Annotated in this window: 8 protein-coding genes and 1 tRNA gene; 3 read left to right on the top strand and 6 right to left on the bottom strand. The window is 62.2% G+C overall.

The annotated features are described in order from the left end of the window. Window positions 1-63: 63 nt before the first annotated feature. The 3 genes from KJQ96_RS28510 to KJQ96_RS28500 form a co-directional block, all read right to left on the bottom strand. A tRNA-Lys gene (locus KJQ96_RS28510) sits at window positions 64-139 on the bottom strand. Window positions 140-286: 147 nt separating this feature from the next. Beyond that, window positions 287-2965, bottom strand: coding sequence for a glycosyltransferase (locus KJQ96_RS28505; protein ID WP_213289697.1), 2679 nt, complete (start codon window positions 2963-2965; stop codon window positions 287-289). Between the two features lie 214 nt (window positions 2966-3179). Next, the gene (locus tag KJQ96_RS28500) at window positions 3180-3749 is read right to left on the bottom strand and encodes a beta-1-3, beta-1-6-glucan biosynthesis protein (RefSeq protein ID WP_213289696.1); all 570 of its coding nucleotides are present in this window, start codon (window positions 3747-3749) and stop codon (window positions 3180-3182) included. A gap of 249 nt (window positions 3750-3998) precedes the next feature. Between KJQ96_RS28500 and KJQ96_RS28495 the strand changes: the two genes are divergently transcribed. Continuing rightward, complete coding sequence (locus KJQ96_RS28495) at window positions 3999-5624, top strand: beta-(1-6) glucans synthase (protein WP_213289695.1); 1626 nt, start codon at window positions 3999-4001, stop codon at window positions 5622-5624. On the opposite strand, the gene KJQ96_RS28490 is transcribed toward KJQ96_RS28495, so the two are convergent. After that, a complete protein-coding gene (locus KJQ96_RS28490) occupies window positions 5584-5964 on the bottom strand; it encodes a hypothetical protein (RefSeq protein ID WP_213289694.1) in 381 nt (126 codons plus the stop codon). The genes KJQ96_RS28495 and KJQ96_RS28490 overlap by 41 nt on opposite strands. A 97-nt stretch (window positions 5965-6061) precedes the next feature. Continuing rightward, window positions 6062-7387, bottom strand: coding sequence for a hypothetical protein (locus KJQ96_RS28485; RefSeq protein WP_213289693.1), 1326 nt, complete (start codon window positions 7385-7387; stop codon window positions 6062-6064). Window positions 7388-7551: 164 nt separating this feature from the next. Between KJQ96_RS28485 and glmU the strand changes: the two genes are divergently transcribed. Next, the gene (gene glmU, locus KJQ96_RS28480) at window positions 7552-8910 is read left to right on the top strand and encodes a bifunctional UDP-N-acetylglucosamine diphosphorylase/glucosamine-1-phosphate N-acetyltransferase GlmU (RefSeq protein WP_213289692.1); all 1359 of its coding nucleotides are present in this window, start codon (window positions 7552-7554) and stop codon (window positions 8908-8910) included. A gap of 601 nt (window positions 8911-9511) precedes the next feature. Next, window positions 9512-9664, top strand: a complete 153-nt coding sequence (locus tag KJQ96_RS28475) for a hypothetical protein (RefSeq protein ID WP_213289691.1) — start codon at window positions 9512-9514, stop codon at window positions 9662-9664. 1048 nt (window positions 9665-10712) lie between these two features. On the opposite strand, the gene KJQ96_RS28470 is transcribed toward KJQ96_RS28475, so the two are convergent. Further along, window positions 10713-11090 (bottom strand): hypothetical protein, encoded by a 378-nt coding sequence (locus KJQ96_RS28470; protein WP_213289690.1) that lies wholly within the window; start codon window positions 11088-11090, stop codon window positions 10713-10715. Window positions 11091-11187 lie beyond the last annotated feature (97 nt).

The following is an 11187-nucleotide window of genomic DNA, read 5'->3' as shown; positions in this document are numbered from 1 at the left end:
GGTTGTCACCCATGTCTTAGGTACAGTTTGTTACCTATGTGTCCGGGCCGGACACTATTTCAATGGTGAGCGCGGAGGGACTCGAACCCTCGACCCCATGATTAAAAGTCACGTGCTCTACCGCCTGAGCTACGCGCTCACTCGCCGCGCTGTGTAGGGGGCGGGCCCCTGCGGGTCAATAGCACAAGCACGGCAAATTCGTGGTCTGCTTGATCCCAATTCTCTTTAGCTAGCTAAAGGTTAGTTCGGATTCTTCAACTACCCGTCGCCAATCGCTCCACGGCGATCAGTTGACCTCACGGCGAATCTCGGAGGCGACCGGCTGGGACTGGGTGTTGACCGTCGGCAGGGTCACCGGACGCAGCCCGATCAGTTCCGCCGTCCGCACCGCGCTGTTGCGCCAGAAGGCGAAGGAATTGATACGGGAGTTTTCCAACACCGCGATCGCGACCGCCGCAAGGAACGGCAGGCTTTGCAGCACCAGCACGCCCGCGAAGATATAGATCTCGCGCACTTCCTTGTGGCCGTTGGTGACGACCAGGACGGCGGCGCCGATCAGCAGCAGCACGCCGATCACGGCCTCCCAGAACGCCTGGAATTCGATCGACATCCGCGACAACCCGCCCTTCGAAGTGCGGGCGAAGGCGAGATGCTCGGTGATCAGGCCTTGGGCCACCGCGCGCGACACCGTCCATTGCACGCTCATTGCCGCGATCATGGCGCCCAACATCTGGCCGGCCTTGATCTTCACCCGCAGGCGATAAAGCGCCACGAAATGCACTAGCGAGACGACGAAGGAGCCGATGATCGGCAGCGTCAGGATCTTGTCGGGAATGGCGATGTCGGCAAACGCCACGATCGGCACCCAGATCAGGTTGAGGATCGCCACCACCACGCCCAGGCTTTCGGCGCCGAGCCAGTTCAGCCAGCCCAGCGAAAATTCGCGGCGCTGGTCCGGCGTCAGCCGGCTCGCGCCGGGCAGGAAGCGCCGCCAGTGCTTCTTGACGATCTGGAAGCCGCCATAGGCCCAGCGATGACGCTGCTTCTTGAACGCCTCATAGGTGTCGGGCAGGAGGCCCTCGCCATAGCGGACGTTGGTGTAGTGCGTTAGCCAGCCCTGCTGCTGGATGGTCAGGCCGAGATCGGTATCCTCGCAGATGGTGTCGCTGGACCAGCCGCCCGCCATATCCATCGCGGAGCGGCGGATCAGGCACATCGTGCCGTGCACGATGATCGAGTTGAACTCGTTGCGCTGGACCATGCCGATGTCGAAGAACCCGGCATATTCGCCGTTCATGATGTAGTGCATCAGCGAGCGGTCGCCGTCGCGATGCTCCTGCGGCGCCTGCACCAGGCCGACGCGCGGGTCGGCGAAAACAGGCACCAGATCCTTCAGCCAGTCCGGATGCACGACATAGTCGGCGTCGATGATGCCGATGATCTCGGCATCTGCCGCGGTGCGCTCCATGGCGATGCGAAGCGCGCCGGCCTTGAAGCCCTGCACCTTCTCGGCATTGATGAACTTGAAGCGTTCGCCGAGCGCGCGGCAGTGGTCCTGGATCGGCCGCCAGAATTCCGGGTCGGGCGTGTTGTTGATGATGCAGACGCATTCGAAATTCGGGTAGTCGAGCCGCGACACCGCATCCAGCGTCTGCTTCAGCATCTCGACCGGCTCGTAGTAAGCGGGGATGTGAATCGAAACCTTAGGGAAGGCGACGTTCTCGCCGATGGTGGCGGGCGCTAACGGCGCGCTCTTGGTAATTAGCCGGCGCGGACCGCGGCCGAAGGCGATCGCCGCGATTTCGTCGATGCGCGCCATCGCGATCAGAATCAGCGGAACCAGCAGGATCAGGCCAAGCGTCAGCGCAAAGGCCGAGCCGAACACGAAATAATGCCCGGCCCAGTAGGCGAACACGGTGGAAACCCAGGCGCCGACGCCGTTCGCTGCCGCTGAAAGCAGCAGCGCCTGCATGATTGTCGGCTGCTCGAGCCGCAGGATCGGCAGCGACATCAGGATGCCCATCAGCAGCGCGATCGCGGCGAGCTTCCAATAGTTCTCGTTCACGATCGGGCCGGTCCACGCGAATTTCGGTTCGCGATTGGCATCGAGGATGCCCCAATAGGGGCCGACGCCGCCTTCGAAGAATTTCCAGGGCTGATCGATCGCCTCGACGATGTTGTAGTCGATGCCGATGGCTTCAGCGCGGGTGACGAAATTGCGGAGCACCGAGGCCTGTTCGAACGGGCCCGGCTCGGCGTTCTTCAAATTGTATCCGGCGCTCGGCCAGCCGAACTCGGCAATCACGATCCGTTTGCCGGGAAACTGGTCGCGCAGGAGCTGGAACATGGCCACCGCCTGATCGACGGCTTGCTTGTCCGTGAAGTACTCCCAATAGGGCAGCACGTGCGCGGCGATGAAATCGACAGAGGACGCCAGTTCCGGATTGTCGCGCCAGATGTTCCATATCTCACCGGTCGTCACGGGAACGTTGACGGATTTTTTGACCTGCTTGATCAACTCGATCAGGTCGTCGATCTTTTGCTCGCCGCGGAAGATCGTTTCGTTGCCGACAACGATCCCGTTGACGTTGCTGTTGCGCTTGGCGAGGTTGATCGCCGCTTCGATCTCGCGCTTATTGCGATCGGAATTCTTGTCGATCCAGGCGCCGACGGTGACCTTCAGGCCGAATTCGGCAGCGATCGGCGGCACAAGTTCGACGCCACCGGTCGAGGAGTAGAGACGAATCGCGCGCGTGATCGTCGAGAGCTTCTTCAGGTCGGCGCGGATCTTTTCGATCTGCGGAATATTGTCGACGTCGGGATGCGCCGAACCCTCGAACGGCGCATAGGAGACGCTCGGTAGAATGCCCCTGAAATCGGGCGCCGCTTGCTTTTCCTCGAATAGGCCCCACAGCCCGGCGTGAGCTGCGGTGACGAACAGCAGAACGGCAACGATGGCGCGCATCGGTGACTAAACCATACGGGGCTGCAATTTATAGGAAGCGAACCTGTCCCCTAGGTTCGACCGAGACGACGGCGTCATTAGGATAGTCCTGCCCCGCGTTTTCACAACTGGTATGACGCCATGACTTTTTTAAGACGGCGCTTTAAGGGCGTGACCAATCCGAACGCCGGACAAATAGGATCGTTCCTCTGAACGTATCCTGAATGCCGGACGTCTATTTCGCCTGCGGGCTAGGCGCGGCGCTGGGGGCCGGCGAGGGCGAAGCCGCCGGCGCAGGCGTCGCGTTGCCGGCGGTCGCAGGAGGCGGGTTGGCTGCTGCGGCAGCCTGCGGCTGGGCGCCCGGATTGATCCAGCAGACGTGAATGCGGCTGTCGAGCGTTTCCGCCACCTTGGGATCGATCTGTCCGCCAAAACGGGTCAGGCAGCGGAAGGTGGCCTGGACATGCCCGCCCGGGCAGCCAAACCGGTCATAGAGATCGAGGTGCCGGAACGCGGTATCCAGGTCGTCGCGCCACATCAACCGAACCACCCGACGGCCGAGCCAGACGCATTCGGGATTTCCGGCCGGGCCGTTGATTGCCTGGGCTGCCTCAACGAATTCGTCGGCCTTGCGCTGGTTGTCCTTGTTGGCGTCGGCGGCATTGGCCGGCGCCTTGCCTTGATCCTGCGGGGTCGGGCTGCCACTCTGGGCAAACGCCCCGCCTGATCCAATCAGGAGGGCCAGGCCGGCAGCGGCAAAGCGCCTCAAAACCGCAACTCTTGGATCAAGCACCCGTCGACGCATACATTCCCCGATAAATTTCCTGCCGCAAGCGGCTGGTGTGGTGTTCTGGCTTGTTGCCGCCCAAATAGGTCTCCAATGCGGCGGAAACATCCGGCGATTCACATGACGGGTATTTCAGATTTTGTCCAGCAAAGTCACAACTTTATCACGGACGCTGGTAAAACTGCCGCAGGGGTGAGGCGGAATAGGGCGATCGTGCATCTTGGCAGAACGCCGATGAACGGGTAATCGACGGTCCCCGCCCGGAGGATGGAACCGATTTCTCTTCGTACGCCGCTGGCGCTTCTCCTGTCATCGCTCGGTATGATCGCGGCCCTTTGGTGGTGGCTCGCCACGCCGATTACGCTTTCGCGCGCGCCGATCGATCCCACGGCCAAGCTGCAATGCGTCTCCTACGCGCCGTTCCGCGGCGCGCAGACACCCCTGATACCGACCACGCAGATCCTTCCCGAACAGATCGCGGAGGACCTGGCGCAGCTCGCCAAGATTACCGACTGCGTGCGGACCTATTCGATCGAGAATGGGCTCGACCAGGTTCCGGCACTGGCCGCCAAGGTCGGGCTGAAGGTGATCCAGGGGATCTGGCTCTCGAGCAACCGGATCAAGAATCTTGCCCAGATTTCGGTTGCGATCGAACTGACCAAGGAACATCCGGACACGATCACCGCACTGGTAGTCGGCAACGAGGTGCTGCTGCGCGGCGAGATGACGACATCGGATCTCGCCGCCCACATCCGCTCGGTGAAGTCGCGGGTCACTGTGCCCGTCACCTATGCCGACGTCTGGGAGTTCTGGCTGCGCAACCGCGAAGTCTACGACGCGGTCGACTTCGTTACGATTCACATCCTGCCGTACTGGGAAGACATGCCGGTGCGCGCGAAACACGCCGCGGGCCATGTCGACGATATCCGCAAGCGGATGGCGGTGGCGTTTCCGGCCAAGGAAATCCTGATCGGCGAAACCGGCTGGCCGAGTGCGGGGCGGATGCGCGAGGGCGCGCTGCCGTCGCGCACCAACCAGGCGCGCGTGGTGTCGGAAATCCTCGACCTCGCCAAGCGCGAAAAATTTCGGGTCAACCTGATCGAGGCCTACGACCAGCCTTGGAAGCGTGAGCTCGAAGGCACTGTCGGCGGCTATTGGGGCATGATCAATGACGCGCAGCGGGCGGTGAAATATCCGCCCGGCGAGCCGATCAGCAATTATCCGTTCTGGAAACTGCAGATGGGAGGCGGGATGGCGCTCAGCGCCTTCGTCTTTCTGGCGGGCTGGTTGACGCTGCGGCGGCGGCCGTGGAAGCCCGGGCTGGCCTCGTGGATCGCGGTCGGGACCTCGGCTACGACCGCCGGCATGCTGCTCGGGGTCGCCGCGGACAAGATGTTTTATGAGAGCTACGGAGCAGGCGGCTGGCTGCAATGGGGCGCACTGCTGGCAGCCGCCATCGTCTCGCCGATGCTGTGTGCGAACGCCGCGATGTCGGGGCGCTCGCTGCCGACCTTCCTCGAACTGCTCGGGCCGCGCGAGGGCCGAACCAAGTCGGTGCTATCGGCGTTGCTGGGGCTTGCGCTTATCGTCACCACGCTGATCGCGGCGCAAACCGCGCTCGGCTTTACGTTCGATCCGCGCTACCGCGATTTTCCGTTCGCTTCGCTGACCATGGCGGTGGTGCCGTTCGCGGCGCTGATGCTGCTCAACCGGCCGAAAGAGGGCGTGCGCCCAATTGCCGAATCCGCCTTTGCCGGCTTGCTGGTCGCGGCCGCGCTCTTCACCGGGTTCAACGAGGGTAATCAGAACTGGCAGGCGATGTGGACCTGCGCGATCTATTTGCTGCTGGCGCTCACGCTGTGGCGGGCGCGGGCCGTGCAAATCCCAAAATGAGCAGACCGATCGCAATTCCCGACATCCCGATATTGTAGAGCACGATCCCGAATCCCGCCGCGATCAGGCCGCCGGTCAGCAGCACGATCGACGGCCGCATGACGTGAAGCGTCGCAATGATCAGCGCGGTGATGCCGAATACGGAATTCTTGAACAGGTAGGTGGCGAGCGTCCGCGACTTGCACTGCATGGTTTGCAGGCCGGCGTCGCAGGCGAGCGCGACAGTCGAGAACTCGACCGTGAGGTAGCGCAGATAGAGCGCGTAGCCGACGGTGACGAAGCCGATCACCAGCAGGAATTGGACTTGATAGGGCGTGAGCCGGAACGGGGACTTTTTCATCGGCGCAATATGGTCGGGATTGGCGGCCGGGACAAGCGTTCGCCCGAAGTGAGAACGTAAGTCAGAATTCTGTCGTAACGTCCTGTACTCAAAAAGCTTATTGTGAATTTTTCCTGCCGAAGATGGACGAAAATGTCGTCTGCGTTGGCTCCGGCGGCGGCTCCGGCTTCTTCGCCACCTCCTCAACGACGGTCGCCGCCGACTGCTTGGCGATGCCGCGCCGGCGCGGGGCAGGCTTGGCGGCAGTGGGCGGCGGATCGTTCAACGATAGCCGCTGGCCATCGAAGATCGCAGTCTCGCAGGGGCGGCTGTTTTCAGCAAGAATGGCGCAGATCCTGGCGGCGGCGCCGGCGTCGTTCAGCGGACCGGCGACCAGGCGAAGCTGCATGCCGAGGCCGTTGGTGCCTTCCTTCACGACGATGATCGGGCGCAGTGCCGCCAGCGGCGCGTTCGATCTGGATTTCAGCAATCCCCGCCACAACGCGCGCAGGCCGTTCACCGAATTGGCGCTGCCGAGATCGACCCCGAATTCGGTCCGCTGCAGGGAGATTTTGGGCGCGGTGGCGTCATCCGCCTCCGCATCGGTCGGCGCCAACGCGACGACATCCGGGATCGGGCTTGCGATCACCGGGTTCGGCCCTTTGCCCAGCTCGATCAGTTTGGCGGCGGCGGGGTCAGGCGGAGCCATCATCGATTGCGCGGCCATCAGTGGCGTAGCGGGCGAAGGTTTTGTGGGCTCCGGCTTGGCGGGCTCCAGCGTGACGGCGTCGGCCTTTGTCATCTCAGCCTTTGCCATCTCAGACTTTGTCATCTCAGCCTTGGCCGTTTCCAGCTTGGCGCTCTCTGTTTTGGCTGCGTCGGTCTTCGCCGCCTCCTTTGCCGCGTGCGAAACCGTCGCCGGGGCAGGGTCGGTGGCGGCCTTGTCTGCGACGGGGACTGCGGCCGGGCCAGTCGCTACCGGCGCAACGCTTGGCGATGGCGGCTTCTGGGCGGCTTGCGATTCGGCATTGGCAGCAGGCGGCGAAGCCTGCGCGGAACCCTGGCGGGCGACGGCGCCGGTGACGGATTCGAGCCCCTGTTCCAGGCTGGTGACACGGGAATACAGCCGGTCGCGATCGCCCTTGAGGGTATCGATGGCGGCGGCGAGCCGCCGCGCCTCGTTCTGGGTTTCCCTGGCCACGAGCTGAATTTGCTGCGCCTGCCGGGTGACATCCGCGGCTGCGACCTGTTCGCGCTTCAATCCAAGGGATGATTGGTTGGCCATCACGGCCAGGATCACCGCAGCCGTGGCGCCGACGCCCCAGGACCCGATCCGCCACAGCGCGCGGCGGTCGAGCTGATCCTCGTCGGCGAACAGGTTGCTCAGCACGCCGCCGCTGTCATCCGCCTCGAAGTCCGCGAGATGGTCGGTTTTCCTGGCCAAACGCCCTTGGCCCTCCTCAAGGCCCGCCGAATCACAGGGCAAACATTAACAGGAAAAGCGACGCCCACCTGAATCCGGACGTTTTCGGGGCGGCGAATCGGTTTGATCTCCAGGGGAAAACAATTAAAGACGGCCCTCGCAACCTTGTTCGCCCGAGGACCAGAATGACCGCTCGATCCAGCCTGACAGTCGTGCTTGCGGCCGGTGAGGGCACACGCATGCGATCCTCGCTGCCGAAGGTGCTGCATCAGGTCGCCGGCCAGTCGCTGCTGGCGCATGTGCTGGACGCGGCCCCGCACGGAACCGGCGCTGCACTCGCGGTGGTGATCGGTCCGGACCACAAGGCGGTCGCCGACGAAGTCAGGCGCGTCCGCGCGGATGCTGCAACCTTCGTTCAGGCCGAGCGACTCGGCACCGCGCACGCCGTCTTGGCCGCCCGCGAGGCGATCGCGCGCGGCGCGGACGATCTGCTGGTGGCGTTCGGCGATACGCCGCTGATTTCGCCCGAAACCTTCGCCCGGCTGCGCGCGCCGCTGCAAAAAGGCGCGGCGCTCGCCGTGCTCGGTTTCCGCGCCGCCGACCCGACGGGTTACGGCCGGTTGCTGCTTGAGGGCGACCGCCTGATGGCGATCCGCGAACATGCCGACGCGACAGAAGAAGAGCGCAAGGTCACGCTGTGCAATGCCGGCGTGATGGCGTTCGACAGCGCCCGCGCGCTGGAAATCCTCGACCGGATCGGCAATGCCAACAGCAAGGGCGAGTATTATTTGGTCGATGCCGTCGCCATCGTCAGGGAAATGGGATTGGAGGCCGTCGTGATCGAAACCAGCGAGGATGAAGTGCGCGGGATCAACAACAAGGCCCAGCTTGCGGAGGCCGAAGCGGTGCTGCAGGCGCGGTTGCGCCAGGCGGCGCTCGATGCCGGCGTGACGCTGATCGCGCCGGAGACCGTCTATCTCGCCGCCGACACGACGTTCGGCAACGATGTCATCATCGAGCCGTTCGTGGTGATCGGTCCCGGCGTCACCATCGCCGATGGCGCAGTGATCCATTCGTTCTCGCACATCGTGCAGACCTCGATCGGCAAGAAGGCGTCCATCGGTCCCTACGCGCGCTTGCGCCCGGGCACCTCGCTCGGCGACGGCGTTCGGATCGGCAATTTTGTGGAGACCAAGGCCGCGACGATCGGAGCGGGCGCCAAGGTCAATCACCTCTCCTATGTCGGCGATGCCCATGTCGGCGCCAATTCCAACCTCGGGGCCGGCACCATCACCTGCAACTATGACGGCTTCTTTAAGCACAAGACCCTGATCGGCGAGGGCGCCTTCGTCGGCACCAATTCCTCGCTGGTGGCGCCGGTGAAAATCGGCAAGGGCGCCTATATCGGCTCGGGCTCGGTCATCACCAAGGACGTGCCCGACGATGCGATGGCCGTGGAGCGCAGCCCGCAAAGCAACCGCGAGGGCGGAGCAGCGCGCTACCGCGAAATGAAGATGCGGGCGAAGGCAAAGAAAGAGGGTTAAGCGCGGGACTTGTTGGCCGCAGACTTGGTCACCTCTCCCGCTTGCGGGGAGGCGTAGGCCACCTTCGGTGGCCGTCCTCTGAGACGCCGAGGCAAAGCCTCGGCTACGGCGGAGCGCCGGGTGGGGGCTCTCTCCACATGGGGAGTGTAAATTGTGGAGGCACCCATAGCCGATGCTACGCATCGGATTTAGCAATTTGGCTACCAATTGGTGCCAGCATTCCGTCATTGCGGATAGGTCGCGATGGGCGACAGCGAATCCCGAAAGACTTTAACTCGACCAGCCCGGTTGGCGGTCTCTTTCCTTTGGAGAGGCCCACGATGTTCAAAGGCTTTGTAATGGCAGCCTTGATACTGCTTGGTGCGTCGCAGCTAGACCAGTATCTCACCCATGGTCGGTATACCGATGCCGCCATATCGATGCTGAGGCAGATCAGGCACTCGTTCGGTATTTGACCGCAGCGCGGCTGGCGTCGGCTGCAATGCGTCGGGCCACTTCGGTTGCCGCCGAAGGGAACGCATTAACCTTGATGAATATTCATTCAAGTTCCCTGCAACCATCGGTCTCGCTCGGCGTCATGCCTAAGTGCGTGGAGCGCATTATGGATGACGACGACAGGGAACAGCGTGAACTTCAGGAGCGGGTGATGCGCTTCCGCGTGATGGAGCGCGAAGTCACAGACCCGCTTGCAATCGGGCTCCTGCACGACATCGTCACAGAATTAGAAGCGGCGCTGGAGAAGCCTGACAGGTAGTCATGCAAAACCCGGCAGCCATTTCGGACTGCCGGGCCAAACGCAAATACTAGGTGAAGAATACCGCGCCGCTGCAATGCGGCTATTCTGATACGGATTTCGGGACCGTCTATCCGGAAGAGTACGGGCGCGCTTTCGTTGGAACCGAGCTCTCGCAGCTTTGTGGAGCCGGCGTGTCTTGCATATCGGCAGAGCACGAGGTCGCACCGGAGCTAGAGGATTTTATTGCAGACGATTTTTATCCGGTGGGTCGCAGGGCAATCTGCGGCCATTTTGCTTTTTGGACCCAGAGCTGGAGGCCGCCCGCGATATCCGCGCCGCACAGTGCGCAGTTGTGTTCAGAGAGGAGTGGTAGAGAGTAGCCGACCCGAACGGACGTGACTTAACCTCTGGGCTTAGTGTCGTCTTCTAACTCCCGAAGTCCATCGATTTGCATTTTGAAGTTCGCGGGTATCTCTCGATCTTCCTCTATCGACGCTCGTAGTCTTTCGCCAATCTTTTGAACGATCGCGCGACTGTGTCGGGAGTCAATCTTAACAGTGTTTCGCTCAACAGTGTTTCGCACAACAGTTCTCCAGCGCGCACGACCCAGCAACGCCCGACAGTAATATCGAGGGCCCTCTTCCTGCTTGCAGATAAGACGGAGACCGTCGCCTTTGGCTATCTTGCGCGAGCGCTTGTTCTTGAACAGCGGGTCCGAAGGCCTTTGGCTATCCGCGACATGCGCCGTTCATTGACGGCGGGCGACGGTCTCACATCAACAATTCCGCGATGAGGACTTTCGTTCCGGTTCCATTAACGGCTGTTCAGCTTTCCCTGAATCGGAACTTTTGAGACGACAGAATTCTTTGAATAGTCGGGTGCCCGCCGCCGGGGCACAGACCTGAGCGGTCCCAGCCCGCTGCCCCCTTAGCGCTGGGATCGTTCTTTTGTTCGCCGCCCGGGATTACGGTGCTATTGCACTTAATCCGGCCGAGGATTGCTCGCGTAGCGCATTTAAGTGCACTGTCGCCGTAATTCGCATAATTCCACTGTCACATAATTCGCTTTAGGTTGCGCGAGTTGGCTTGCCCTCAAACTGGATATTGCACTTCTTTGCGATAGAGGCTTGCTCGATGGCAACCATTTGGCCCTTCATGTTGGCAAGCTCCGCTGCCGTCTGCTTGTCACCACCGACAAAGAATGCCGCCGGCCAGAACACAACGATGGCTGCTGCAGTAACTAGGCCGTCTTTGGTTCGTTGACTGTCTTGGGCACCAGACAACGTTGCCGCCCGGGTCGAAATCGCCTGCGCTTCGAGGCCGAGTTGCTGGCAGGTGTATGCCTGATAGGTGACAGGCGAAACATAAGACGGCGCAATATCCGAAGCCGATGAGGCGCACCCACCCAACGCGGCGCCCAGCGCCACGATTCCCATAATACGCATGTTTGAAATCTCCCCCAACCCATCCTCATCCAACCGCAACCGGAGGGCGAGGGCAATAGCGGGGACGCTGCCCCGGTACTTTTACGGTGCACAAGCC

Origin of the sequence: Bradyrhizobium sp. sGM-13 (assembly GCF_018398875.1) — a bacterium.
Taxonomy (GTDB): Bacteria; Pseudomonadota; Alphaproteobacteria; order Rhizobiales; family Xanthobacteraceae; genus Bradyrhizobium.
This window is presented reverse-complemented; position numbering and strand designations above follow the sequence as displayed.

Bases quoted from the DNA above. Each gene is read 5' to 3' on its own strand.
- KJQ96_RS28495 (WP_213289695.1), top strand. From the start codon at position 3,999: ATGGAACCGATTTCTCTTCGTACGCCGCTGGCGCTTCTCCTGTCATCG.
- glmU (WP_213289692.1), top strand. From the start codon at position 7,552: ATGACCGCTCGATCCAGCCTGACAGTCGTGCTTGCGGCCGGTGAGGGC.
- KJQ96_RS28490 (WP_213289694.1), bottom strand. From the start codon at position 5,964: ATGAAAAAGTCCCCGTTCCGGCTCACGCCCTATCAAGTCCAATTCCTG.
- KJQ96_RS28470 (WP_213289690.1), bottom strand. From the start codon at position 11,090: ATGCGTATTATGGGAATCGTGGCGCTGGGCGCCGCGTTGGGTGGGTGC.
- KJQ96_RS28505 (WP_213289697.1), bottom strand. From the start codon at position 2,965: ATGCGCGCCATCGTTGCCGTTCTGCTGTTCGTCACCGCAGCTCACGCC.
- KJQ96_RS28500 (WP_213289696.1), bottom strand. From the start codon at position 3,749: ATGCGTCGACGGGTGCTTGATCCAAGAGTTGCGGTTTTGAGGCGCTTT.
- KJQ96_RS28475 (WP_213289691.1), top strand. From the start codon at position 9,512: ATGGATGACGACGACAGGGAACAGCGTGAACTTCAGGAGCGGGTGATG.